The following is a 24,432-nucleotide window of genomic DNA, read 5'->3' as shown; positions in this document are numbered from 1 at the left end:
GAGAGGAAGACATTCGACGATGAAGCAGTCGACCACTTCTGAGCCCCACGACAGCGGCTCTGCCCACGACCACCATCGGTCACCTGCCCACGACCGCATCGAGGAGTTCCTCCCCCGCGCCGGCTCGGGTCCCCTGTCGGGACAGATCGTCGTCGACTTCTCCCGCGTGCTGGCCGGACCGTACTCGACGATGATGCTCGCCGACCTCGGCGCCACCGTCATCAAAGTCGAAGGACCCAAAGGCGATGACACCCGGCACTGGGCGCCGCCGGTGCGCGACGAGGATGCCACCTACTATCTGTCGATCAACCGAAACAAGTACGACATCGTCCTCGACTTCACCGATCCCGATGACCTCGCCACCGCACAGAAGCTCGCGGCCGAAGCCGATATCGTCGTCGAGAACTTCAAACCGGGCGGGCTGGCGAAGTACGGACTCGACTACGACAGCGTCTCCGCTGCCAACCCGACGGTCATCTATGCCTCGGTGACCGGCTTCGGGCCGCAGAACCCACTGCCCGGATACGACCTCCTCATGCAGGCGCTGTCCGGTTTCATGTCGGTCACCGGCAGCCCCGACGGCTCGCCGTACCGCGCCGGTGTCGCCGTCTTCGACGTCATGACGGGTCTGCACACGACGATCGGCGTCCTCGCCGCGATCCAGCACCGCACGCTCACCGGCGAGGGCCAGCTCGTCGAAACCAACCTCATGTCCTCGGCGATGTCCGGCCTGGCCAACCAGTCCGGTGCCTACGCGGCCGCAGGGGTGAATCCGACGCGGATGGGCAACGCCCACCCGAGCCTCTACCCTTACCAGCCGATGGCCGCGAAGTCCGGTGAGATCATCGTCGCCGCGGCCAATGACGGCCAGTTCCGGATCCTCGCCGAGGTGGTCGGCCGACCCGATTGGTGCGACGACGAACGATTCGCCCAGGCGAAGAACCGCAACGCCAACCGCGACGCCCTTGAGCCCGAACTTCTCGAGGCCCTGCAGGCTCACACCGCGCAAGTTTGGTTCGACAAACTCTCGGCGGCGGGCCTGCCCTGCGCCCCGATCAACACGATCGCCGAAGGCGTCGAACACGCCAAGAGCCTCGGCCTGGAACCGGTCGTGGACACCGGCAGCGGCGACCGCGTCATCCCGACGGTCCGCAATCCGATCACCCTGTCGAAGTCGCAGGTCTCCTACGACCTCGCTCCCCCGGAGCTCGGAGCCGACTCCGATCAGGTCCGCGCCTGGCTCGACAGCCTCTAGATCGTACCGTTTCGGACTCATCCCGACCGAACCGCAATCCCGACACTTGCACGCAGACTTCTGCACAGCATCCATCTGAAGGAGACACAGCAATGGACAACTCAGAACTCGACGACATCCTCACTGCCGTCCGCGAATTCGTCCGCGAGAAGGTCGTCCCCCTCGAGACCCAGGTCGAGGACGAGGACGCCTTCTCCGAGGCGATCATCAAGGAATCCGCCGAGATGGGACTCTTCGGCTGGGCCCTGCCTGAGGAGTACGGCGGCCTCGGCCTCAATGCCGAACAGGACGCACTGCTTGCCATGGAACTCGGCTACACCACCCCGTCGTTCCGGTCTCTCTTCGGCACGAACAACGGCATCGCCGGACAGGTGCTCGTCAACTACGGCACCGATGAGCAGAAGTCCGAATGGCTGCCCCGCCTGGCCTCCGGAGAGATCGTCGCCTCCTTCGCCCTCACCGAATCCGAGGCCGGTTCCGACCCCTCGGGCCTGCGGACGAAGGCCACCCGCGACGGCGATGACTACATCATCAACGGCTCCAAGCGGTTCATCACCAACGCCGAGGCATCCGACGCCCTCATGGTCTTCGCCCGCACCGACCCGAATGCCACGGGGTCCAAGGGCATTTCCGTCTTCCTCGTGCCCACGAAGTCCGAAGGCGTGACCGTCGGCCCGCACGATCACAAGATGGGTCAGGCCGGCGCCTGGACCTCGGAGATCTTCTTCGACGACGTGCGCGTGCCGGCCGCCAACCTCATCGGCGGTGAGGAGGAGAAGGGCTTCTACGCCGCGATGGCCTCACTCAACAAGGGTCGCCTGCACATCGCCGCGATCTGCGTCGGTCAGTCGATCCGCATCCTCGACGAATCCGTCCGCTTCGCCGCCGAGGCGAAGCAGGGCGGGGAACCGATCGCCCGATTCCAGCTCGTCCAGGCGATGCTCGCCGATATCTACACCGACGTCGCCGCCGCCAAGGCCCTCGTCCTCTCGGCCGCACAACGCTGGGACGCCGAGACCGATCGGAAGCTCGGCCCCTCCTCGGCGAAGCTCTTCGCCTCCGAAGCACTCGCCCGCATCGCCGACAAGGGCGTGCAGATCCAGGGTGGAATGGGCTACATGCGCGAGTCAGCGGTCGAACGCTTCTACCGCCACGCCCGCCTCTTCCGCATCTACGAAGGCACCTCCGAGGTCCAGCGCGTCGTCGTCGCCAAGCAGCTGCTGGGTGGCGCACACAAACCGCAGTTCAACCTCTGATCCCGGCGGCAGCATCCTCCACGCATCATCACAACGGCGGGCCGCCTCGGCGAGGTCCGGCTCCATCTGATCATCACCGCACGAAAGGCATCCCATGACTGAATCCACACCCGCGAACTCCGACATCACCATCAACGAACTCGGCGGAGTCACCGCCATCCCCGGCCTTCTGAGCGGCAAGGTCGCCGTCGTCACCGGCGGCGGACAGGGCCTCGGCCTGGCGATGGCGCGCAGCCTCGTCGACTCCGGCGCGAAGGTCGTCCTCGCCGATATGAATGAAGAGAGTCTGCAGGCTGCTGTGGCCGAACTCGGCGGCGACGGCGTCGCCACGGGCGCGGTGTGCAACGTGTCCGACCTCGAGGCCGTCGAAAAGCTCGCCGAGGCGGCCACGACCGCATTCGGCGGCATCGACATCTGGGTCAACAACGCCGGCATCACCCGCGACGCGACGATCCGGAAGATGACCGAGCAGCAGTTCGACGACGTCATCTCCGTGCATCTGCGCGGCACGTGGAACGGCCTCAAGGTCGCCACCGCGCTCATGCGCGAACAGGACCGCGGCGGCTCGATCATCAACGTGTCTTCGATCAGCGGCAAGGTCGGCAACCCCGGACAGTCGAACTACTCCGCGGCGAAGGCGGGCATCGTCGGCATGACGAAGGCCGTGGCCAAGGAGGTCGCGTTCAAGAACATCCGCATCAACGCGATCCAGCCCGGCTTCATCAACACCGCTATGACCGCGGCCATGCCGCAGCACGCGATCGATTCGAAGCTCGCCGAGATCCCGCTCGGCCGTCCCGGCGAACCCGAGGAAGTCGCCTCCGTCGTGCTGTTCCTCGCCTCCGGACTGTCGAGCTACCTCACCGGCACCGTCACCGAGATCTCCGGAGGTCGGAACATCTGATCGAGTTCACCCTCGCCGAGGCGGGGCGACGTCTGCGTCGAACCTCGCCGAGGCGGCCCGACGTTCCCGTCGCACCTTTGCCGAGGTGGATCACCCGATCACCGTGAGAAACGGCCCGACGTCCCCGCGGGGACGTCGGGCCGTCGTCGCTCGGTGGGTTCGGTGTCTCACCTGGCTTTCTGCGTCCCCGCGGGGCCGTTTCAGCCTGACGGTCGGGCCGCCTCGGCGAGAGTCAGCTTTTCGCGGTTCGCCTGCCGGGCAGGCGGACGACGCCGAAGGCGACCATGCCGATGAGCGGCAGCAGCGGCCAGATCCAGGTCACGCCGTTACCGTCGACCATTCCGGTGTCGGCCATAATGGCCAGGCCCGCGCAGATGGCCGCCGAGGCCGCGATCGGCATCCACATGGGAGGGGCGGGACGGTCGTCGAGGGACGGAGTTTCGAACCGGCCGAAGATCGCCACGAGCACCCCGGTGATCGCCAGCAGAACGAGTGCCCACAGCGGACGGGTGAGCCACCAGATTCCGGTCAGCGGAGTCGGCAGCAGGGCATCGGCGTCGAGGCCGATGAGGACGTTGGCCAGGGCAGCCAGCGCGGTCAGATGCCAGAGGAACCAGGTCATGATGCGCTGGTTGACGAGCACTGTGAGGAACCACAGTCCGGGGCTGCGCAGGAAAGCGGCCAGCGGGCGCTGTAGCATGAGCACGATTCCGGCCTGAGCCATGCCCAGGAAAGCCATCGTCACGCGGGTCGGGGCAGAATTCGAGATTGTGTCGGTGCCTGCGGTGATCATCGACACCGGGTAAGGACCGAAGCCGACGAGGAGCCCGAGCCCGACGGCGCCGATGACGAAGAGCAGCAGGCAGCGTCTGATGCTGGAGAGTCGGCCGTCGAGCCACGCATAGCCGAACTGATGGAAGCTCGCCCAGACGAGCAGGTAGTTCGGATAGCCGGCGAGCGTGCTCTCGGTGACGATGCTGATGAGGTCGATGATGCCGGCGACGCCGATGCCGGCGATGATCGACCACCAGCCCCATCGCTCCCACAGGATCAGACACGGGGGTGCGACGATGACGACGAGGACATACGCGGCGAGGAACCACGTCGGCACGAGTGCCATCTGGGAGGCCAGTTGGACCGCGGCGGGTTCGGCGCCGGCGGCCAGGGCGATGACGCAGGTGGCCAGCCAGACGAGCAGCAGCGGGATGAGCGGGAGGCCGAGGCGGCGCAGGCGTGCCCGCAGCCATTCGGCGTAGCCGGTCTGCCGCCGCCTGGCCGAACGCCAGGACAGTGCGTTGGAGTAGCCGCCGACGAGGAAGAAGATCGGCATCACCTGGAACACCCAGGTCAGCGGGTGCGTCCACCTGGCCTGGTCGAGCAGACCATGCGGTTCGATGCCGCCGGTGGCGCTGACGGCGATGATCGTCCAATGGCCGAGCACGACCACAGTGATCGCCGCGGCGCGCAGGAAGTCGACCTCGCGACTGCGAGAGTCCGGGGTCGCCTCATCGACCTTGCGGGCCTGGGCCAGAAACGAGCGGGGCATGCGGGGACGTCCTTGTCGGTTGGTCGAGGGAGCAGTTGGTCGAGGGAGCAGTTGGTCGAGGGAGCGGGCAGTGCGGGTCCCGCCCATCGCCGAGGTGGTCGACCGCCTCGGCGTGGTCAGGCGCGGTATTTCACCTCGCCGCCGACGACGGTGAGCGCGACTCGGGTATCGCGGATCGCCTCGGCGTGGGCGAACAGGGCTTCTTCGGAATCGTAGCCGAGGAGGCCGTCGCGCTCTGCCGCGGCGACCTCGGGATCGAGCCCTTCGGCTGCGCACGGGTCGGTGTCGACGATGATGAAGTCGGCGTCCATGCCCGGCGCCAGATATCCGCGCCGGTCCTCGAGCCCGGCGGCGAAGGCCGGTCCCTGAGTGTGCAGGCGAATGGCCTCGACGGCGCTCAGGCGACGGTGCGGCTGGAAGGTCGTCGACGCTTCACCGGAGATGTTCGCCCTGGTCATCGCCGCATAGATCGCAGCGAACGGGTTCGCATGCTCGACAGGACCGTCGGAGCCGAAGACCACGTGCGCCCCCGCATCGAGCAGGTCCGGCCAGGCATAGGCGGCCAGCTGCGCGGACTCGTCGATGAGGTGGAGCAGGTGCAGGTCGGAGATGCAGTGGCGCGGCTGCATCGACGCGAGCACCTCGAGCTCGGCGAACCGGGCGACGTCGGGGGGTTGGATGAACTGGGCATGTTCGACGCGGTGACGCATGGGTCGGCCGAACTTCTCCTCCGCGGCCTTCGTCGTCTCCCGCAAGCGGTCGTAGACAGCGAGCACATGATGGTTCGCCTGATCGCCGATGGCGTGGATGGCCACGGAGATTCCCGCCTCGGTGGCGATGTGAGCCTGGTCGAAGAGTTCGTCTTCGGTCATCTGCACGACACCGAAGTTCTCGTCCTCACCGTCGATCGCGGGAAATGCTGAGGACATGTGCGAGGTATGCGAGCCGAGCGCCCCGTCCGAGAACAGCTTCAGCCCGCCGCACTGCAGCCAATCATCCCCGTCACCGGTGTGCCAGGCGGTTTCGATCGCCCACGGCACTTCGGGTGAACGCAGGAACAAGGTCACGCGCATGTCCTGGCGACCGGCCGCGTGCAGGTCGTTCCAGCCCAAGGTCGAGGCGATGCCGTCGAAGTCATGGATCCCGGTCAGCCCCTGTGACAGGAAGAGCTGCTGGGTGGCGGCGAGGCGTTCGACCTGGTCCTCGCGGCTGGGTTCGGGGATGAAGCGGGCGACGAAATCGGTGGCGTCTTCACGTACGAGACCTGTGAGCTGACCGTTCTCGTCGCGGACGAAGCTGCCGCCGGAAGGGTCGGGGGTCGCCTCGTCGATTCCGGCGATCTCAAGAGCGTGGGCGTTGACCCACAAGGTGTGCAGATCGAGTGACCACATCGCCACTGGATGGTCGGGGACCTCGGCGTCGAGCAGCGTCCGGTCCGGGTAGCTCGGGTCCTCCCATTTGTTGAGGTCCCACCCGGAGCCGACCACCCACGTGCCCACCGGGAGGGAATCGGCGCGTTCGCGGATGAGTGCGACCGCCTCGGCGAGGGATTTCGTCTGGGACAGATCGAGGTCGGTCAGGGAGTCGGCGTACATGATCGAATGGATGTGGCCGTCGACGAAACCGGGCAGGATGACCTGTCCGCCGCAGTCGATTTCGTCGATCTCGAGTCCGGGGATGACCGTGGTCGCACCGACCCCACCCGCCGAGGCGAGCGCCGCCGTCGTCGACGACCGCGCGGCGGCGATGTCGAGCAGTTCGGTCCGGGTGCCGACGGCCACGATGGTCTCCCCATCGACGAGGATCGCGTCGGGAGCCGGCTGCGTGGAGTCGGAGGTGGGCGACGGGTCGGAATCGGGGGCCGTTTCAGGGGCCGTTTCTGCGTTCGATCCGATCGGGTCGGATGCGATCGACGCAGGGGTGTTCGAGTCGGGGGCACTCGAGGCGGCTTGGGGTGCGAAAGTGCGCACCACGGCGTTGGAGAACAGACGCATGGACACCAGTCTAGAGCGGGTCCGGCGAAGGCGCTGAGCGTCCCGACCACCACCCCTTCTTGCTACCTGACGGCGGCCCAGATACCTCGCGCGAGGTTGCTGCGCCGCCGTCAGGTAGTAATTGGTGGGTGAAGGTGAGGGCGCGGCAGACGAATTTCTACGAGGAGTAGAATCGAAGGCATGACTCACTTCTTCAGCACCGATGACTCGCGGCTGGCGGCGAGCGCTCGGATCATCCTGCCCGCCATCTGGCTCGGACTCATCATCGGCATCTCGCTCATCGAGGCACCGCTGAAGTTCACCGCCCCCGGCATCACGATCCCGCTGGGGCTGGGCATCGGTCGGCTGGTGTTCGGAGTGATGAACTGGGTCGAGCTCGTCATCGCCGTGATCCTGCTGTGGGCGCTGCTGAAGTCGGGTGTCGATCGCGTCTACCGCAGTGTGGCATGCGGGCTCATCGGAGTGCTCATCATCAAGGTCGTCGTCATTCGGCCGCTGCTCAATCAGCGCACGGATGCCGTGCTCGCAGGTGTCGACGAGGGTGGGTCGTCCCTGCATCTGCTCTATATTGCTGCCGACGGACTGCTCATCGTAGGGCTGGTTGCCGCACTCGTGATGGCAGTGCGCCGTTGGGTATTGATCCGCCCGGCCGTCGCGGCAGACGACAGATAGAGGAGACCGCTGGGTCGGCTCAGACCGAAACCGCAGCCGCCTTCCGCGCCCTCACCTGATCGAGGAAAGCTGAGAAGAGGATCCGACGGTCACGGACATCGGCGCCGTTCTCCTCCAGGTGCCACTCGAGGCCGCCGCAGCGATTGGTGCTGGGCCGCGCCTTCACCGAGCACCGAGCACCGAGCACCGAGCACCGAGCCATGGCAACTCAGCGGCCTCTTCGGCGAACAATCGCCTTCTGATCAGGTCATCGGGATAAAACTCGATGCGCCACACAAAACTCGATACCCGACTGTACAAAACCCGATGGTTACCGGCACAAAAGTCGATGCGCGAACCTTACATCATTCGTCCGGGCTCCCGACCATCTGCTTCAGCTCCGGCACCTGTGTGAAGATCTTGTCCCGAAAGTCGTTGAGTCTGAGCACGTCGTCGAAACTCAGATGGATGACCTTATAGCCCAAGCTGAGAAGCCGATTGTGCTGTTCGCCTTCCCTCCGGATCAGCGAGGGACCCACCAGAGCGTATTTCTCACTTCCGTCGACCGCGAGGATCGTTCGTGCCTGTTCATTGAGAAAATCGACTCGAGCAATGAAGCCTCGGCTGTCTCGGACTTCGATCTGCTGTTCGAACCCCGTCAGGTTCAAAGCGATGAGGTTGAGTCGGCATTTGCTCTCGGCGGGGCTCTCAGAGAACGGCCCGATCGCATCAACCATCCGCTGCGCGGTGACCTGGCCCGATCGCATGCGAGCAACCGCAGGATAGAACGCCGTCTTGATGATCCGACGTGCCTCGGACTGAAACTTTTCTGTATACCCGGACCTCGGATTGAAGCCAGGGAAATGATCGGCCGTCGCCTGACGCAGTACCCATTCCAGTGCTGCAAAAGCTTCGTGTTGACCCGAAATCCGAATGAGGTCCAAGGCCGTCCTGATCGCCGAGGTGGCCGCAAGGTGACCGAATCGGACCTGATCCTCTGCGGGTACCTCATCCCGCACACGGATAATCTCCTTAGTGTGCGAATTGCTCCTTGGGTGTCTGACCGTGATCGCTTGCGATGCGTCCTTGTACAAAGGTATTCCGTGGAGGACAGCCGCCGATTTGCCAACGATCACGTCCTCTGGCCGGTACCAGCGGTAACTCTGAATGCGCAGCGCTCGGAGCTGGGTCTGATACCTGAAATCGCGCTTCAGGTCGGCTGGAGTTTTGCCGACGTGGAAACTGATCCAGTCGACGTCTCTGATAAATGCCGCAATCCGACTGTGGTCTTTCACTCCGCACTCACGGATCACCGAGTACACCCCGCGGCAGAGACGAATCAGACAACAATCCAGCGCGCTCTTGATCGTTTTGGAAGAGATGCCGGCGGCGGAGAACTCTTCACGATAGATCGTATTCTTCATCTGGCGAGTATCGGCATCAGCGAACTGCCGTTAGTACCCCTTGCGCTGAGGTTGTGGACAACGTTTCGTCGTCCACAAGTCAACGACGGTCGAGTCGAGATATTCTCCACAGGCCACTGATGAACGTCTCTGCACACGAATCCCTGAGAACTCGCAGATGCTGGGCACCGCTGAGACAGTTTAGCCCATTTGAACCTATGAACGCGCCGACTGTCTGGATTCTCTAAAGGTGCCGAATGAGAAGGTACTCCACAGTGTCTGGTGCGCAAGTGAGCGCTCAGTCCACTGGAGCCCAAGTCTGGTGATCGGCTTTTGCACTATCCGTCATCGACTTACGGGCCATCTGTCATCGCCTTCTGATCGATGCATCTGGTTCGAACTCGATGGTTCGGTCAAAAGGCGATGAGCGCCCGAGAGTCGCCTCAAGTGGCTCCTCACCATCCCCATGCTTCCCGGAACGTACCCTCCGCCGGCCCCGCCGGCGGCATGACATCAGCGCAAAGGCAGAACTCACCCGCAGTCAGACGCCCCGGAGCCCGACCCGGACTCAGAAGTACACCGCAAGGGGGCCGCGGGGTCCGTCGATGACGTCGACTGGAGTGTCGAAGACACGTGAGAGCACCTCGCCGGTCATGATCTCCTCGGGCGCACCGAATTCGATGACGGCACCGTCTTTGACCGCACAGATGTGGTCTGCGTAGTGACCGGCGAAGTTGATGTCATGGAGGACGATGACGATGGTCCTCCCCATCTCGGCGGCGGCCCGGCGCAGGTGCTGCATCATCTGCACAGACCGCTTCATGTCGAGGTTGTTCAGCGGCTCATCGAGCAGCACGTAGTCGGTGTCCTGAGCCAGCACCATCGCCACATAGGCACGCTGCCGCTGCCCGCCGGAGAGTTCGTCGATGAAGCGATTCTCCAGCTCACCGAGTTCGAGGAAGTCGATCGCCTGCGAAATGACCTCCTCATCGGCGGTCGTCAGTCGACCTTTCGAATGGGGGAACCGTCCGAAGCCGACGAGCTGCCGGATCGTCAGCCGGGTGATGAAGTGGTTCTCCTGCCGCAGGATGGACACGATCTTCGCGAGATCCTTCGACTTCGTCGAGCTGACGTCGAAACCTGCCACCGAGATCGCACCGGAATCCATCCCGAGCAGCCGCCCGATCATCGTCAGCAGCGTCGACTTCCCAGCGCCGTTCGGTCCGACCAGGGCGGTGACTCCCCCGGCAGGGATCTGCAGATCGACGGGTCCGATCGAGACTTCGTCGTCGTAGGATTTGCGAACCGATTCGAGCGTGATCACAGGCGCCCCTTTCTCAGGATGACGAGCAGGAAGGCGCCGCCGCCGACGATCTCGATGATGATCGACACGACCCCCTCGGCGTAGAAGATGTTCTTCATGACGAAGTACGCCCCACCCAGGACGACGAAGCCGAGGAGCGCGGCCATCGGGAAGAGGCGTTTGTGGTCATAGGTGTCGGCGAACTGGTAGGCGAGCATCGCGACGAGGAAGCCGAGGAAGACCATGGGTCCGATCATCGATACGGACACCGCCATGAGGATGGAGACGAAGAAGAGGACCTTGAGCAGCTCGCCCTTATAGTTGAGCCCGAGGTTGCTCGTCATGTCCCGGCCCAGCGCCATCACATTCAGGCGTGAGGAGCAGAGGTAGAGCCCGAGGCAGGCGAGCACGCACAGCGGGATCGACACCGGCAGGTAGCTCGAATCCGAATTCGAGATCGACCCGAACAGTCGGGCGGAGAGGACGTCGAATTCGCTCGGGGTCAGCGTCCGCTGCATGAATGTCGCGACCGAGCCGAGTCCGCCGCCGATGACGACGCCGATGAGCAGCATGAGCGCCACCGAGGAATGCCGTCCCGACAGCAGCCACCCGTAGAGCGCCAGCGACAGCCCGACCATGAGCACGAGCTGGACGATGAAGGGCACGAGTCCCTTGAGTTCGACGATCGCCGTGACGCCGAAGAAGTACATCGCTGAGGTCTGGATCGCCACGTAGAGGGATTCGAATCCCATGATCGATGGGGTGATGATCCGGTTGTTCGTGACCGTCTGGAAGGCGACCGTGCCGAACGACTGACACAGTGCCACCAGGGCGATGACGACGAGGTTCGTCAGCCGCAGCTCGGCGATCAGCCAGAACCCCGGGTCGGTGATCGGCATCGGATTGTCCCAGGCCAGGATGCCCAGAGCGATCCCCGCCGAGGCGACCGCCAGCACGATGATCATCGCCCAGTAGCGACGCTGCGACCGTTTCGTCGGAAGCGGTCCCGACGACCGCTGAGCAGTCGCGGACCCTCGCCGAGGCGGCCGACCGTACCGTGCGCCCGCACCGGACCGATCCCCGCCGTTCACGACGGTGGCCGCGGTCGGGTGGGCCGCCTCGGTGCCGGTCCCGGTCGATTCGGTTTCATCGTTTGCGCGCATCCGAGTTCACCCGACCTTTCGCTGACGCAGCAGCAGGGCGACGAACACGGCCGCGCCGACGACGCCGAGGATGAGGGAGACGGGCACTTCGAAGGGCATGACGATGATCCTGCCGATGAGGTCGCAGATGGTGACGATCGCGATGCCGAGCAGACACACCCACGGCAGGTTCGAGCGCAGGTCGTCGCCGCGCATGAGCGAGACGATGTTCGGCACGATGAGGCCGAGGAACGGCAGGTTGCCGACGACCACGGTGACCACTCCGGTCGCAATCGCCACGAACACGGTGCCCAGCAGCAGGATCTGGTTGTAGTTGAGGCCGACGTTGGTGGCGATCTCCTTGCCGAGTCCTGCCACGGTGAAGCGGTCGGCGAGGATGAAGATGGCGACGACGACGGCCGCGACGATCCACAGGGTCTCGTACTGGCCGCGCAGGATCGACGTGAAGCTGCCGGCGAACCAGATGCCCAGCGACTGCAGCATGTCCGTCTGCACGGCGATGAATGTCGAGACGGCGCCGACGACGGCGCCGAGCATGATGCCGACGATGGGCACGATGAGCGAGGATTTCAGGGAGACGCGGCGGAGGAAGACGAAGAAGACGAGGGTGCCGATGAAGGCGGCGATGATCGCCCCGACCATTCGCGCGACGATCGAGGCGTCGGGGTAGACGATGACGGTGAGCATGAGGCCGAGCCCGGCCCATTCGGTGGTGCCGGTCGTCGTCGGCTCGACGAAGCGGTTCTGAGTCAGCAGCTGCATGACCAGTCCGCACATCGCCATGGCGGCGCCGGCCAGGACGAGGGCGATCGTGCGCGGGATCCGCGTGATCTGGAACATCTCGGCCCCGCTGTCACCGCCGAAGATGTCGTAGACGCCGGTGAACAGCGACAGCGCGAGGAGGATGGCGACCCCGACGATTCCCAACAGCAGGGGCCATCCGAAAAGAGGTGCCTTCGCCGAGGCGGTCCCCCGTGAGGACGGTTCCGCCGTCCCGTTGGGGGACGAATCGACCGTTCCCTGTGGGGACTCAGCCGTCCGTTCGCGTCGGGCTTCGTTCCGACGTCGGGCCGCCTCGGCGAGGGTCTTCACTTCTGAGCTTCGAGCTTGTCGGCGAAGTCGTTGAAGAACTCGGTGTACGTCTGGATGCCTTCGTTGAGGTAAGTGTCCTCGGGGAAGTAGACGATCTTGTCGTCCTTGATCGCAGGAACATCCTTGAGTGCTTCGGAGTCTTCGAGGACTTCGGCAGCCGGGGCCGAACCTTCGTCGCGTTCTTCAGGGGCGAAGGAGGCGTCGCGGTCGAGGACGATCATGAGGTCGGGGTTCGACTTCGCGATGGCTTCGACGGAGACGTCGTCGCCCTGGTGGTCCTCGCTGCCTTCTTCGACCTCGAGGGCCGGGTCGAGGTCGAGGATGTCGAAGACCGGTCCGACGGTGCGGCCGACCGTTGGTGCGGCGTAGCCGATGTCGCCGGCCGAGGTGATCAGCCCCATGGCTTTGTCGCTGTCGTCGTAGGCGTTCTTGGCGCGTTCGATGGAGGCGTCGAAGTCGTCGACGAGCTTCTTCGCTTCGTCCTGCTTTCCGAAGACCTCACCGAGGACCGCGGTCTGACGGCGCAGTTCGGCGTCGAAGTCCTCTTCGTCGCGGGGATCGAGTTCGAGCACGGTCGCGTCGGGGGCCAGCTTGGCCAGGTCGTCATGGAACTGGGCGAATCGCTGACCGTTGACGATGAGATCGGGCTTGGCCTCGACGACCTTTTCGAGGTCGGGTTCGCGGTGGCTGCCGAGGTCGAGGATCGAATCGTCCTTGGTGTAGTCCAGGTCCTCGCTCATCAGGGAGACGGCGCCGCCGCTGAGTTCGATGCCCCAGTCGCTGAGGGTCTGGAATGTACGGTTGTCGGTGGCGACGACCGACTTCGGCGGGGCGGCGACGGTCTGCTTGCCGTTGTTGTCCTCGACCTCGATCGTGGATCCGGAGTCATCGGCCTGAGCCGAGTCGGAGTCTGCCGATCCGCAGCCGGCCAGAGTGAGAGCGACAACGCCTGCCAGGGCGCTCAGTTGAAGGCGAGTCGAAACCATGGGGTCCCACTTTCAGGAATGAACGTATAAGAAAAGCGTGTGCGCACACTGAAAGTAAGCTTAGCCTATGCTTTGAAAATAAAGTCAAAGAAATATGACGTTATCTGCATCACATTTGAAGTGAGGCCGGGAGGCTTGCGGTCGGGTGGGCGTGCGATGGACGGCCGTGCGGTGGACCCCCGGATCAGATAGCGGCGATGAGGCGGTCGACCTCTTCCTGAGTATCGGCGGCGGCAGTCGGTCCGCCGGATACTCCGCGACTGACACCCAGTCCGGCCTCTTCGACGATGACTGCCCCGCCGGCGTAGTCGTAGATGCCCAGTCCGCGTTCGGCGTAGCCGTTGACCCGCCCTTCGGCGACCATGCACAGGTCGAGTGCCGCCGATCCGTAGCGGCGGATGTCGTCGTAGCCGGTCATGAGGTCTTCGAGCTTGGCCAGCTGGGCGCCGCGGTTCCTCAGTGCATAGGCGAATCCGGTGGCCAGGAGCCTGCCGGACAGCCCGGGCGGCGTCCCGCGCAGTCGTCGCGCCGGAATGGCGGAGTCGCTTTCGCGGTGGTCGGCCAAGCGCCCGTCGATCCGAAAGGCGCCGCGACCGGCAGCCGCCAACCAGGTGGCATCCAACCCCGGCGAGGCGACGAGTCCGATCTGCCAGTCGCCGAGACCGAGGCCGGCGTCCGCCCCATCTGCGACTGCGCAGACTCCGACAGAGAACGCATGGTGTTCGATGTTGCGGACATAGTTGACGGTGCCGTCGATCGGGTCGACATGCCATTCCAGACGCGGGCCGTCGTCAGCGGCCTCGTCGAGTGCACCGGCCTCCGGATCGAAGGCGTTGAGCTTGAACAGGAAGTCCGCCGGGAAGAATTCGACCGGGTCGAGGGCTTCCGAACCCTCTTCGCCGACCATGAGGTCATGAGGCCTGACTCGGTTGAGGTAGCCGCGCACGAGTGCTTCGATCTGCGCGTCGGCGCGAGTGACGAGGTCATTCGGCGACGTCTTCGTGTCGACGACACTGGCGTCGAGGCTCGCGCCGAGCAGCGGCCTCCAGGCGAGCATCTGCTCCCACGCCATGAGTGAGAGGTCGGAGGCGATGCGGATCAGAGAGTGGTCGACGATCTCAGCGGGCAGCGATTCGAGCTCGGAGTTCATACGGCCACTCTAGACAACCCTCTGCGCTTCTCGCCCGAGTGTCCGCAACCGTCCGGGAACCGCCCAGATCCGCCTCGCGTGTAACAAGACTGCAATACACCGGCAAATATGTACTTCTTGTATCTAAGCCGCCCACGGGGATCGGGAACTCCGATTGCGAGGCTTTCCCTGGGAGCTGGAAACGCACCTGAGGTTGTCGACAGGACACTTCAGCATCGCACATTTCTCAAACAGTCGATCAATCGAATCCTGAAGCGATTTCCGCGCGCCGAGCGGAATTTTCCTGACGGCTTTCTTCACTCATCAGCCCAGTTGTCTCCGTTCGAGGAATTTCTGCTTCCGGTGCCGCGAAGATTCGGTCACGGAATCGTCAGAAAACGTCCATGAATCGCACAAGGGCGGTGATCCATATCGAGTATGGATCACCGCCCTGGCATCTGCGAGGGAAGTGCGAGCACAGAGGGGACCGGCAAATGTCGTTCTGCCCCTGTGTTCTCTGGGTTCAGGCCGGGTCTGCGACTCCGGCCTTCGGCTCGCTGCGCTTGACCGGTCCGTGCCGGCGCACGATCTCCTGAACGGCCTGCGAGGAGGTGCCGGCCGCCTCGGCGATGGCACCGAAGGTCGCGCCTTCTTCGCGGGCGCGCAGAATCGCCATCACATAGTCGGTGTTGATTTTCGAACGCTGCCGTGCGACCTTTCGGACGACGCCGACTAATGCAGTCTGATCAACTGTCAATTCACGAGCTCGACGAGACATGGTTTCTTCCCTTGCATTCATGTAGTGGCCCGTTGCCACGAATTGGTGTAGTCCCATTAGATACCACGAATATGTCAAGACGCCAAGAATTCCCGGATATAGGAACTCAGGCTACTGAGTAGCACCGTTCTGAGCACGTATGATAACGAAAGCATAACTTTCCCCGGGTCTGGACGATGACTCTCGCTCGCCACTCCCCGCCGTGGAAGGTATCGATGTTCCGGCAACCCAAGTGGCACAATGCGGACATGACGACTATGGCCCATCCCACCGGAGCGAATCGGGCGACCGTCGACGAAGACGAGTCCCAGACAGCGCTTCCCATCGCACTCGCCGAACAGTTCCGCACCGCGGGCATCCGCGATTTCAACATCGACGACACCGATCGTGCCGCGTACTCCTCCGACGCTTCGCTCTTCCGACTCGTCCCTGCCGCCATCGTCTTCCCTCACGACGATGACGAGGTGGCGCGGGTCCTCTCCGTTGCCCGCCGCCTCGGTGTGCCGATCACCAGCCGTGGCGCCGGCACATCGATCGCCGGCAATGCCATCGGCCGTGGCATCGTCCTCGACTTCTCGCTCCATATGAATGCGGTCCTCGATCTTGACCCCGAGGGGCAGTCGGCCTGGGTGCAGTCCGGCTGCGTCCACGCCCACCTGCAGAAGCAGGCCAAACCGCACGGCCTGCGCTTCGGCCCGGACCCGTCCACCCACACCCGCTGCACGATCGGCGGGATGATCGGCAACAATGCCTGTGGACCACGGGCTTTGGGCTACGGCCGCACGGGCGACAACATCCTGGCGCTGAAGATCATGCTCATCGACGGCACCGTCGTCACCCTCGATGACTCGGACGCCTCGACGACGTTCCCGCGGCTGCATGAACTCGTGGCACAGAACCTCGGCACCATCCGCACGAACTTCGGCACATTCTCCCGCCAGGTCTCCGGGTACGGGCTCGAGTCCCTCCTCCCGGAGAACGGCTTCGACGTCCGCCAGGCATTCGCCGGCACCGAAGGCACCTGGGGCGTCATCCTTGCGGCGAAGATGCGCCTGGTCAAGGATCCGAGCTTCACCTCAGCGGTCGTCCTCGGCTATGCGGACATGGTCGCTGCCGCCCACGATGCGCCGTTGCTGAAGGACTTCCCCGTCGCCGCCTGCGAGGGCCTCGATTCGCGCATGCTCGACCAGGTCATCGACACCAAGGGCGCCGAGGCGGTCCCCGCCCTACCGGAGGGCGCGGGCTGGCTCGTCGTCGAACTCACCGGTGAGGACGAGTCCGCGCTCAAGACCGAGGCTCAGCGCCTCATCTCCGAGTCGAAGTCACTCGACTCCGCGGTCCTGAACGCCCGGGCGGCCGCCGAGGTGTGGGCCATCCGCGCCGATGGCGCCGGACTGGTCTCACGCACCCCCGATGGCCGCGACGCCCACGCTGGGTGGGAGGATTCAGCGGTTCCGGTGGACCACCTCGGCGACTATCTGCACGATCTCATGGAGCTGCTCGAGGAGCACGGGCTGTGGGCCATTCCCTATGGGCACTTCGGTGATGGCTGCCTGCACATGCGCGTGGACTTCCCGCTCGAGGATCCGAACGGCGGGCAGGTGATGCGCGATTTCATGGTCGCGGCCACGAAGCTCGTCGCCCGCTACGGCGGGTCGGTCTCCGGGGAGCACGGGGACGGTCGGGCCCGCTCCGAACTGCTCCGCCTCATGTACACTCCGGCGGCACTCGACCTGTTTGCCCAGGTCAAGCGTCTCTTCGATCCTCAACATCTGCTCAATCCGGGGGTCATCGTCGACCCCGACGCCCTCGACGAATCGATCCGCCTGACTCAGCTGCCTCTGCGTCAGGAGCTGCCCGGCACCCTGGCGATGGCCTATGAAGGAGAGTCCGCCGGTTTCGCCTCGGCGGTGCACCGGTGCACCGGAGTCGGCAAGTGCCGTGCGGATTCGGCGGCCGGCGGCGGCATCATGTGCCCGTCGTATCAGGCCACCCGGGACGAGCGGCATTCGACTCGAGGGCGCGCACGCGTGCTGCAGGAGATGGTGTCCGGGGATCTGCTCGAGCCGCGCTGGGACTCCCCCGAGGTGCACGAAGCCCTCGACCTGTGCCTGTCGTGCAAGGCCTGCGGGACCGAGTGCCCGACCGGCACGGACATGTCCACCTACAAGGCCGAGGTCCTGCACCAGTCGTATAAGGGCAAGCTGCGGCCGATGAAGCACTATTCGCTCGGGTTCCTCCCGCAGCTCGCCCGCCTGGTCACTCCGCTCGCGCCTGTCGTCAACCGGGTGTCGGGACTGCCGGGGCTGACCGCCCTGGCGAAGAAGATGGCCGGCATCGACGTCCGTCGCTCGATCCCGCAGTTCGCGTCCACGACGTTCAGGAAATGGTGGACCACGACCGCCGCCGAGGCGGCACCGAAGTCGCGTGCGAATGCCGAGTCACCGGCCGCGGCTTCGCTGCGGCCGAATGCAGAAGTCGTGCTGTTCGCCGATTCCTGGTCGAATCATTTCGCTCCGCGCATCCTCGCCGCGGCCGTCGCGGTGCTCGCGCAGGCCGGTGTGCGTGTGCGGGTGATCGATCAGACCGTGTGCTGCGGGCTGCCGCTCATCTCCACCGGTCAGCTCGATGCTGCGAAGGCGAATCTCTCGGAGACGGTCACGGCTCTCGACGCCACCGACGATGTGCCGATCATCGGCGTCGAACCCTCGTGCTTGGCGACGCTCAAGGACGATTCGCTCAAACTCGTCGCCGATGAGGCGTCGCACCGAGTGGCCGACCGGGTGCAGACGCTGGCCCAGTATCTGCTGAGCATCGGCGCCGAGCTGCCGGACCTGTCCGGCGTCGAGGCGCTCGTGCAGCCGCATTGTCACCAGTCGGCGATCTTCGGCAACGCGGCCGATAAGGAGCTGCTGGCCAGGGCGGGAGCGGACACGGAGTTCCTCGGCGGGTGCTGCGGTCTGGCCGGAAACTTCGGCGTCGAAGACGGCCATTTCGAGACCTCGGTCGCCGTCGCCGAGGTGGCTCTGCTGCCGGCGCTGCGCAAGCGGGGACGGGCCGCCGGCGCGGAGCCTCGGACCAGCTCCGGTACAGGTGCGTCGCCGAAGCGTGCGACTGAGTCCGGTACAGATGTGTCGCCGAATCAGGCGACGGATACGGGTGCGGACGACCGGTTGCAGGTCGTTCTTGCCGACGGGTATTCGTGCCGCACGCAGATCACGGATCTCAGCGACACCGAGGGCGTGTCGTTGGCCGAGCTCCTCGCCTGGGGATGGGGGCTCCAACCGCGGCGATGATGCCGAGGTCAGGGCCGCCTCGGCGAGGTTTCAGGCCTTGGCCGTCAGCACCGGGACCTCGGCTTCAAGGAGGATGCGCTGTGCCTGCGAGCCGAGGATGAACTTCCCGATCGCTGAGCGTTTGCGCAGGCCGATCACGATGAGCTGGGCTTCGTACTCCTCAGCCAGGTCGTTGAGCGTGCCGGGCAGATCGTCTTCGTGATCGGGCTGGAGCACCTCGACGTCGACGTCCGATTCCTTGCCGAGGTCGACGATCCGCTTGATCTCGTCGTCCCCGATCTCGGTCGGAGCTCCACTGGCACCTCGTCGCTGTGAGTTGATCACGACGGCAGCACTCGACCGCAGTTTGGCCTCTGCGAATCCCGCGCGCAGAGCAGCCTCACCCTCGGGAGCGGGTAGGTAGCCAATGAGAATCGTCATGGCCCCCAGTATATGGACTCCTCCATGGTTCGTTCACTTCGGGATCACGTTTCGGTCAGCACCCCGCAACCCCCATTGCCCCAATTGCTACCTGACGGCGGCCCAGCAACCTCGCGCGAGGTTGCTGGGCCGCCGTCAGGTAGTAATTGATGCTTCGACGACCGCCTGCGCTCTCTCTGCGTGGTCGCGGAGGGCGTCGATGAGCTCGGGTGGGTGGAGCACTTCGATCTCGGCAGGGATGGGCGCAAGGGTGGCTGCGACCCACCTGAGGTCCCAGAATCCGCAGGTGATGCGCACACCATCGGCCGCCTCGGTGATGGTGGCACTGCGGGTGGGGAACCATTCCTTCGCTTCCCGCGCCGAGGCGGCCGTGCGCAGAACGACGGTGTGCGGATACGCGGTGGTGGTCACGGCTGCGGACACAGCCGCCTCGGGCTCGGGGTGCTCACGTGGGGTGGTGCTCAATGTCGTCGCGTGAACCCGGTTCATGCGGTCGAGGCGGAAGACCCGATGGTCGTCGCGATCGAGGTCGAAGGCGAAGAGGTACCAGTGCGCACCGAAGACGACGAGACGGATCGGTTCAACGCGACGGGGTGTCGAGGGGTGGTCGCCGGTCGGAGCGGCAGTCGCCGTACGGGATGTGTCGACAGTCGGGTCGCCGGTCGGGCCGGTGACAGTGGGGTCGTCGACGTCAGGGCGTTGCATCTTCCGGTAGTCGAAGGTCGCGATCGTCGACGCATTGATCGCCGAGGCGAGCGTGATGACCGCGCTGATGTCGACTCCGGGTGCGTGGCCTTCGGACACGGACACAGCCGTCGAGATATCGGCGACGGTCGCGCGCATGGCCGCCGGCAGCATCGTCTGCAGCTTCGTCGTCGCCGATTCCGCGTGTTCGGTGTCCAGGCCGGCCCCACGCAGGAGCGCCAGACCGACCGCCGTGGCCAGCGCCTCGCCTGCCTCGAGCTGCAGCGGCGGCAGCACCGTCCGCGATTCGGCGCGATAGCCCCCGTTCAGGCCCGGTGCCGAGGAGATGATGTAGCCGAGATCGCGCAACGCGGCGATATCTCGACGGATGGTACGTGGGGTGACGTCGAAGCGGGAGGCGAGCTCGACGGCAGTGCAGCTCCTGCCGGACGCGAACAGACCGAGCAGACTCAAGAGCCGCGTCTCCGACTGCATTCCACCCCCGAATGAGAAACTTTCGCCGGACTTATTGATGCGGACAGTATATGTCCGCATCACACCTGACGATAGGTTCACCGCTTCAGCCATCCGGCCGCGGCGGACATCGCAAAGGAGAGATCATGCCGTTCTTCACCCCTTCCGTCACGAGCGAAGCCGACGCCGCGTTCACCTACCTCACCCAGCAGTGCACCCAGCTCAAGCTCACGGCGCAGGGTCTGACCGATGAGCAGGCCCGCAGCACGCCGACTGCCAGTGGTTTGAGTATCGCCGGCCTCATCGTTCACGGAGCCCAGGTGGTCAATAACTGGCTCATCCAAGTCAAGGACCCGACGCGAGAAGTCGGCGAGGACGACTACCGGACGGTCAACGAGAAGTTGGGGCTGACGGCGATGTTCGACGGGTCCGCTCTCCCCGACCTCGACATCACCGAGGCGGTCGCAATCTTCGACAAGGTCATCGACGGGATCGAGGAGGCGAGGGCCGCAGTCGACGACGCAGGGACCGACCTCGGCACCGAAGTTCCGATGCCGTACAACCCGTGGATGCCCAACGATTTCACTATGACCGTGCGCTGGATCCTGTGGCACCTGGGCACCGAGATCGCCCGCCACGCCGGCCACGCTGACATCATCCGCGAATCGATCGACGGCGCGATCGCCTACCAGCTCAACGCTCAGGCGGACGGCGAACCGTGGCCGCCCGAGGGCATGGACTGGAGCTGAGGCCCCACAAGATCCCTCCCGGAACTACCTGACGGCGGCCCAGCAACCTCGCGCGAGGTTGCTGGGCCGCCGTCAGGTAGTAATTGTTAGGCGACGAAGGCTTCGGTGGGCTTGGACACCCGGTCGACCAGGTGGTCGGTGTAGGCCGGCATGGTGAGGAATTCGGCGAACTCCTCGCCCAGTGCCGTCTCACGGAAGATCTCCACGGCCTCATCGAAGTGATCGTCGGCGGTGCGCTGCATCAGAGCCAACTCCTCGCCGAGGTAGCGCTCCACCAGGCGTGAGGTCAGCTGCTGACCGTTGTCCAGAGTCACCTCGTGGCGGATCCACTGCCAGATCTGCGAACGGCAGATCTCAGCCGTCGACACGTCTTCGAGCTGGTTCTCCAGAGCCACGTGCCCGTTGCCGCCGAGCCACTCGTTCATGTACCCGATGGCCACACGGATGTTCACGCGCACACCCTCTTCGGTCACGACCGGTTCGAGGCCGGTGATGTCGAGGATGTTCTCGCTGGTCACCTGCACATCGGGGCGCTTGTTCTCCAGCTGGTGGGGCTGCGATCCCAGAGCGGCGTCGAACACGGCCAGGGCAGCAGGAACCAGCGCCGGATCGGCCACCCAGGTGCCGTCGAAGCCCTGCCAGGCTTCGCGAGCCTTGTCCTCACGCATGCGCTCGAACTCGGAGGCCACGAACTCCCGGTCCGGGTGATCGGCCATGAGGTTGGACATCGTGCCGATCGCGTGTGCTCCGCGACGGTGGCAGGTGGCCACGAGGCGGTCGGTGAACGCCTTCATCAGCGGCAGGTCCATCGTCAGGCGTTCGCGGTCGGGCAGAACGTAGTCGGTGGTGTTGCGCAGGTTCTTCACCACGGAGAACAGGTAGTCCCAGCCGGCGGCCTCGAGACCGGCGCAGTGCTCGCGCAGCTCGAAGAGGATCTCTTCCATCTGGAACACCGCGGTGATCGTCTCGATGTGAGCGGTGGCCCGGATGGTGCCGTGCGGGATGCCCAGCATGTTCTGCGCCAGGACGAACACCTTGTTCCACAGGCGTGCTTCCTGCGAGGACTCAAGCTTCGGCAGGTAGAAGTACGGGCCGGAGCCGTTGTCGATGAGGTGGCGGGCGTTGTGGAAGAAGTACAGACCGAAGTCGACCAGGGCACCGGAGGTCGAGAATTCCTGGCCGTTGTCATCGACGTAGATCAGGTGCTTCTCGGGCAGGTGCCAACCGCGGGGGCGCAGTCCGATGGTCGGCTGGTTGTCGTTGTTGACGCCGGGCAGCTGTCCGCGGATCGCGCGGAAGAGGTTGACCTGTCCGCCGATGACATTGGCCCAGGTGGGGCTCGTGGCGTCTTCGAGATCGGCCAGCCACACCTTCGCCTGCGAGTTCAGCGCTGCCACGACTTCGTCTTCGGTGACCGGGCCGGTGAGCTCCACGCGGCGGTCTTCGAGACCGGGTGCTCCGGCGGATCCGGCGACCGACCAGGAGCGGTCGGCGCGGATGCGTGCGGTCTCGGGCTTGAAACGGGGGAGGGTTCCGCCGTTCATCTCGGCCGCGCGGGCCCGGCGCGTGCGCAGCACGTCGCAGATGGTGCCAGCGAACTCGTCGTGGAGCTTGGCGATGAACGTCAGAGCAGGCTCCGAAAGGACGGTGCCGAAGCCGGTTTCGAGCGGCGCGTTGATCTTGATGTAAGACATGGGCTTCTCCTCACCCGTCGTAGTGTGCCTGGAATATGTGGCTTTCAGTCTGTGGGTGATCCTCGCCGAGGCGGCTCTACATTGATCGTGAGCGTTCCGGTGGGACCGTGGCGGGGTTTCGATGCGTCTGTGGTGTGACGGAGCGGATCGACAATGTAAACCCCGTGAAAACACTGCCGATCCGCCCCGGGTTCTGGGTGGGTTCATCCCCGCTGGTCAGCGGGGCGCGAACCCGGTGCGGCTCAGTGGAACTGAGCGGTTTCGGTGGAGCCGGCCAGCGCGGTGGTCGACGACTCGGGGTTGAGTGCAGTCGACACCAGATCGAAGTAGCCGGTGCCCACCTCACGCTGGTGGCGGGTCGCGGTGTATCCGCGCTCCTCGGCAGCGAACTCGCGCTCCTGCAGGTCGACGTATGCCTTCATCTGCTCGCGGGCGTAGCCGTGGGCCAGATCGAACATCGAGTAGTTCAGAGCGTGGAAGCCGGCCAGGGTGATGAACTGGAACTTGTAGCCCATGGCTCCGAGCTCGCGCTGGAACTTCGCGATGGTCGCATCGTCGAGGTGCTTGCGCCAGTTGAACGACGGCGAGCAGTTGTAGGACAGCATCTGGTCCGGGTACTCGGCGTGGATCGCCTCGGCGAACTGCTTGGCTGCTTCGAGGTCAGGTGTGGAGGTCTCCATCCACAGCATGTCCGCGTAGGGAGCGAACGACAGTCCGCGTGCGATGCCTGCTTCGATGCCGTTGCGAACCTTGTAGAAGCCTTCAGCGGTGCGCTCACCGGTGACGAACTGCTGGTCGCGCTCGTCGATGTCCGAGGTCATCAGCGTGGCTGCCTCGGCGTCGGTACGGGCGATGACGAGGCTGGGCACGTTCTCGACGTCGGCCGCGAGGCGGGCGGCGTTGAGCGTGCGGATGTGCTGCGAGGTCGGGACGAGGACCTTGCCGCCGAGGTGGCCGCACTTCTTCTCGGAACCGAGCTGATCCTCGAAGTGCACACCGGCAGCGCCGGCTGCGATCATCGACCGCATGAGTTCGTAGACGTTGATCGAGCCGCCGAAGCCCGCTTCCGCGTCGGCGACGATCGGAGCGAACCAGTCGTCGACCTGCTTGTTGCCTTCCGAGGTCTCGATCTGGTCGGCGCGCATCAGAGCGTTGTTGATGCGGCGGACGACCTGCGGCACCGAGTTGGCCGGGTAGATCGACTGGTCGGGGTAGGTCTGACCGGCGGCGTTCGCGTCGGCGGCGACCTGCCAGCCGGAGAGGTAGATGGCGTTGAGGCCGGCCTTGACCTGCTCGACTGCCTGGTTGCCGGTCAGTGCACCGAGGGCGTTGACGTAGTCACCGGAGTGGATGTCGCCGGCGGTAATCTGGTTCCAGAGGCGCTCGGCTCCGTGACGGGCCAGCGTGTGCTCCTCGATCAGCGAACCGCGCAGTTTGACGACATCCTCGGGCTCGTAGTCACGAGCGACTCCCGACCAGCGGGCGTTGGTGGCCCAGTCGCGGCGGATGGCTTCAGCATCGTGCAAGCTGTTCTGCGTGGTGTTCTCAGTCATTGTCCTTCTCTTTCTCGATCTCTCGGGGTTGTTGATGTATCCAGTCTGCGGGGGCCGCAAGCGCTCTCGCATTGTTTTTTCGGATGAATAATCTCGATATTT

Annotated in this window: 19 protein-coding genes; 6 read left to right on the top strand and 13 right to left on the bottom strand. The window is 64.8% G+C overall.

Annotated elements, in window-relative coordinates:
• Window positions 1–19 precede the first annotated feature (19 nt).
• The 3 genes from SB749_RS07045 (at window position 20) to fabG (ending at window position 3,415) form a co-directional block, all read left to right on the top strand.
• On the top strand, window positions 20–1,255 hold the full coding sequence (locus tag SB749_RS07045) for a CaiB/BaiF CoA transferase family protein (protein WP_410709700.1): 1,236 nt from the start codon (window positions 20–22) through the stop codon (window positions 1,253–1,255).
• 92 nt (window positions 1,256–1,347) lie between these two features.
• Complete coding sequence (locus tag SB749_RS07040; RefSeq protein ID WP_410709699.1) at window positions 1,348–2,511, top strand: acyl-CoA dehydrogenase family protein; 1,164 nt, start codon at window positions 1,348–1,350, stop codon at window positions 2,509–2,511.
• 94 nt (window positions 2,512–2,605) lie between these two features.
• A complete protein-coding gene (gene fabG / locus SB749_RS07035) occupies window positions 2,606–3,415 on the top strand; it encodes a 3-oxoacyl-ACP reductase FabG (protein ID WP_410709698.1) in 810 nt (269 codons plus the stop codon).
• A gap of 232 nt (window positions 3,416–3,647) precedes the next feature.
• Here the strand turns inward: fabG and SB749_RS07030 are convergent, their stop codons facing one another.
• Together SB749_RS07030 and SB749_RS07025 are read right to left on the bottom strand one after the other, a co-directional pair.
• Window positions 3,648–4,961, bottom strand: a complete 1,314-nt coding sequence (locus SB749_RS07030; RefSeq protein WP_410709697.1) for an acyltransferase family protein — start codon at window positions 4,959–4,961, stop codon at window positions 3,648–3,650.
• Window positions 4,962–5,077: 116 nt separating this feature from the next.
• A complete protein-coding gene (locus SB749_RS07025; RefSeq protein WP_410709696.1) occupies window positions 5,078–6,955 on the bottom strand; it encodes an amidohydrolase in 1,878 nt (625 codons plus the stop codon).
• Between the two features lie 180 nt (window positions 6,956–7,135).
• On the opposite strand from SB749_RS07025, the gene SB749_RS07020 reads away from it, so the two are divergent.
• On the top strand, window positions 7,136–7,627 hold the full coding sequence (locus SB749_RS07020) for a hypothetical protein (protein ID WP_039206203.1): 492 nt from the start codon (window positions 7,136–7,138) through the stop codon (window positions 7,625–7,627).
• A gap of 344 nt (window positions 7,628–7,971) precedes the next feature.
• On the opposite strand, the gene SB749_RS07015 is transcribed toward SB749_RS07020, so the two are convergent.
• The 7 genes from SB749_RS07015 to SB749_RS06985 form a co-directional block, all read right to left on the bottom strand.
• On the bottom strand, window positions 7,972–9,030 hold the full coding sequence (locus SB749_RS07015; protein WP_139470389.1) for an RAP domain-containing protein: 1,059 nt from the start codon (window positions 9,028–9,030) through the stop codon (window positions 7,972–7,974).
• Between the two features lie 547 nt (window positions 9,031–9,577).
• Window positions 9,578–10,333 carry an ABC transporter ATP-binding protein gene (locus SB749_RS07010; protein WP_410709695.1) on the bottom strand — a complete coding sequence of 252 codons (756 nt, stop codon included), beginning with the start codon at window positions 10,331–10,333 and terminating at the stop codon, window positions 9,578–9,580.
• Window positions 10,330–11,475 (bottom strand): iron chelate uptake ABC transporter family permease subunit, encoded by a 1,146-nt coding sequence (locus SB749_RS07005; protein WP_410709694.1) that lies wholly within the window; start codon window positions 11,473–11,475, stop codon window positions 10,330–10,332. Before SB749_RS07005 ends, SB749_RS07010 begins: the two co-directional genes overlap by 4 nt.
• Before the next feature lie 6 nt (window positions 11,476–11,481).
• Entirely contained in the window at window positions 11,482–12,408 is a 927-nt protein-coding gene (locus SB749_RS07000) for an ABC transporter permease (protein WP_410709933.1), read from the bottom strand.
• A gap of 155 nt (window positions 12,409–12,563) precedes the next feature.
• The gene (locus tag SB749_RS06995) at window positions 12,564–13,553 is read right to left on the bottom strand and encodes a siderophore ABC transporter substrate-binding protein (RefSeq protein WP_410709693.1); all 990 of its coding nucleotides are present in this window, start codon (window positions 13,551–13,553) and stop codon (window positions 12,564–12,566) included.
• 184 nt (window positions 13,554–13,737) lie between these two features.
• The gene (locus tag SB749_RS06990) at window positions 13,738–14,703 is read right to left on the bottom strand and encodes an inositol monophosphatase family protein (protein WP_410709692.1); all 966 of its coding nucleotides are present in this window, start codon (window positions 14,701–14,703) and stop codon (window positions 13,738–13,740) included.
• A 502-nt stretch (window positions 14,704–15,205) separates the two neighbouring features.
• Window positions 15,206–15,358 carry a hypothetical protein gene (locus SB749_RS06985; RefSeq protein ID WP_164742748.1) on the bottom strand — a complete coding sequence of 51 codons (153 nt, stop codon included), beginning with the start codon at window positions 15,356–15,358 and terminating at the stop codon, window positions 15,206–15,208.
• Between the two features lie 350 nt (window positions 15,359–15,708).
• On the opposite strand from SB749_RS06985, the gene SB749_RS06980 reads away from it, so the two are divergent.
• On the top strand, window positions 15,709–18,756 hold the full coding sequence (locus SB749_RS06980) for an FAD-binding and (Fe-S)-binding domain-containing protein (RefSeq protein WP_410709691.1): 3,048 nt from the start codon (window positions 15,709–15,711) through the stop codon (window positions 18,754–18,756).
• 30 nt (window positions 18,757–18,786) lie between these two features.
• Here SB749_RS06980 and SB749_RS06975 read toward each other — a convergent pair whose 3' ends face one another.
• Together SB749_RS06975 and SB749_RS06970 are read right to left on the bottom strand one after the other, a co-directional pair.
• A complete protein-coding gene (locus SB749_RS06975) occupies window positions 18,787–19,176 on the bottom strand; it encodes a universal stress protein (RefSeq protein ID WP_370036137.1) in 390 nt (129 codons plus the stop codon).
• A gap of 135 nt (window positions 19,177–19,311) precedes the next feature.
• Window positions 19,312–20,334, bottom strand: a complete 1,023-nt coding sequence (locus SB749_RS06970) for a helix-turn-helix transcriptional regulator (protein WP_410709690.1) — start codon at window positions 20,332–20,334, stop codon at window positions 19,312–19,314.
• Window positions 20,335–20,480: 146 nt separating this feature from the next.
• On the opposite strand from SB749_RS06970, the gene SB749_RS06965 reads away from it, so the two are divergent.
• Window positions 20,481–21,083 carry a DUF664 domain-containing protein gene (locus SB749_RS06965; RefSeq protein ID WP_410709689.1) on the top strand — a complete coding sequence of 201 codons (603 nt, stop codon included), beginning with the start codon at window positions 20,481–20,483 and terminating at the stop codon, window positions 21,081–21,083.
• A gap of 86 nt (window positions 21,084–21,169) precedes the next feature.
• Here SB749_RS06965 and aceB read toward each other — a convergent pair whose 3' ends face one another.
• Window positions 21,170–22,777 carry a malate synthase A gene (gene aceB / locus SB749_RS06960; protein WP_410709688.1) on the bottom strand — a complete coding sequence of 536 codons (1,608 nt, stop codon included), beginning with the start codon at window positions 22,775–22,777 and terminating at the stop codon, window positions 21,170–21,172.
• A 242-nt stretch (window positions 22,778–23,019) separates the two neighbouring features.
• Entirely contained in the window at window positions 23,020–24,330 is a 1,311-nt protein-coding gene (aceA, locus tag SB749_RS06955) for an isocitrate lyase (protein ID WP_025779322.1), read from the bottom strand.
• Window positions 24,331–24,432 lie beyond the last annotated feature (102 nt).

This window comes from Brevibacterium sp. SIMBA_078 (assembly GCF_046534565.1).
In the GTDB taxonomy this organism is placed as follows: Bacteria; Actinomycetota; Actinomycetes; order Actinomycetales; family Brevibacteriaceae; genus Brevibacterium.
Note: the sequence above shows the minus strand (reverse complement) of the source record. Positions and strands in the feature narration are given on the sequence as shown.

Excerpts from the sequence above, each read along its gene's own strand:
- SB749_RS06965 (WP_410709689.1), top strand. The coding sequence starts at position 20,481 with ATGCCGTTCTTCACCCCTTCCGTCACGAGCGAAGCCGACGCCGCGTTC.
- SB749_RS07025 (WP_410709696.1), bottom strand. The coding sequence starts at position 6,955 with ATGCGTCTGTTCTCCAACGCCGTGGTGCGCACTTTCGCACCCCAAGCC.
- SB749_RS06980 (WP_410709691.1), top strand. The coding sequence starts at position 15,709 with ATGACGACTATGGCCCATCCCACCGGAGCGAATCGGGCGACCGTCGAC.
- SB749_RS06995 (WP_410709693.1), bottom strand. The coding sequence starts at position 13,553 with ATGGTTTCGACTCGCCTTCAACTGAGCGCCCTGGCAGGCGTTGTCGCT.
- aceA (WP_025779322.1), bottom strand. The coding sequence starts at position 24,330 with ATGACTGAGAACACCACGCAGAACAGCTTGCACGATGCTGAAGCCATC.
- aceB (WP_410709688.1), bottom strand. The coding sequence starts at position 22,777 with ATGTCTTACATCAAGATCAACGCGCCGCTCGAAACCGGCTTCGGCACC.
- SB749_RS06990 (WP_410709692.1), bottom strand. The coding sequence starts at position 14,703 with ATGAACTCCGAGCTCGAATCGCTGCCCGCTGAGATCGTCGACCACTCT.
- SB749_RS06985 (WP_164742748.1), bottom strand. The coding sequence starts at position 15,358 with ATGGCGATTCTGCGCGCCCGCGAAGAAGGCGCGACCTTCGGTGCCATC.
- fabG (WP_410709698.1), top strand. The coding sequence starts at position 2,606 with ATGACTGAATCCACACCCGCGAACTCCGACATCACCATCAACGAACTC.
- SB749_RS07020 (WP_039206203.1), top strand. The coding sequence starts at position 7,136 with ATGACTCACTTCTTCAGCACCGATGACTCGCGGCTGGCGGCGAGCGCT.
- SB749_RS07015 (WP_139470389.1), bottom strand. The coding sequence starts at position 9,030 with ATGAAGAATACGATCTATCGTGAAGAGTTCTCCGCCGCCGGCATCTCT.
- SB749_RS07005 (WP_410709694.1), bottom strand. The coding sequence starts at position 11,475 with ATGCGCGCAAACGATGAAACCGAATCGACCGGGACCGGCACCGAGGCG.
- SB749_RS07045 (WP_410709700.1), top strand. The coding sequence starts at position 20 with ATGAAGCAGTCGACCACTTCTGAGCCCCACGACAGCGGCTCTGCCCAC.
- SB749_RS06975 (WP_370036137.1), bottom strand. The coding sequence starts at position 19,176 with ATGACGATTCTCATTGGCTACCTACCCGCTCCCGAGGGTGAGGCTGCT.
- SB749_RS07040 (WP_410709699.1), top strand. The coding sequence starts at position 1,348 with ATGGACAACTCAGAACTCGACGACATCCTCACTGCCGTCCGCGAATTC.
- SB749_RS07030 (WP_410709697.1), bottom strand. The coding sequence starts at position 4,961 with ATGCCCCGCTCGTTTCTGGCCCAGGCCCGCAAGGTCGATGAGGCGACC.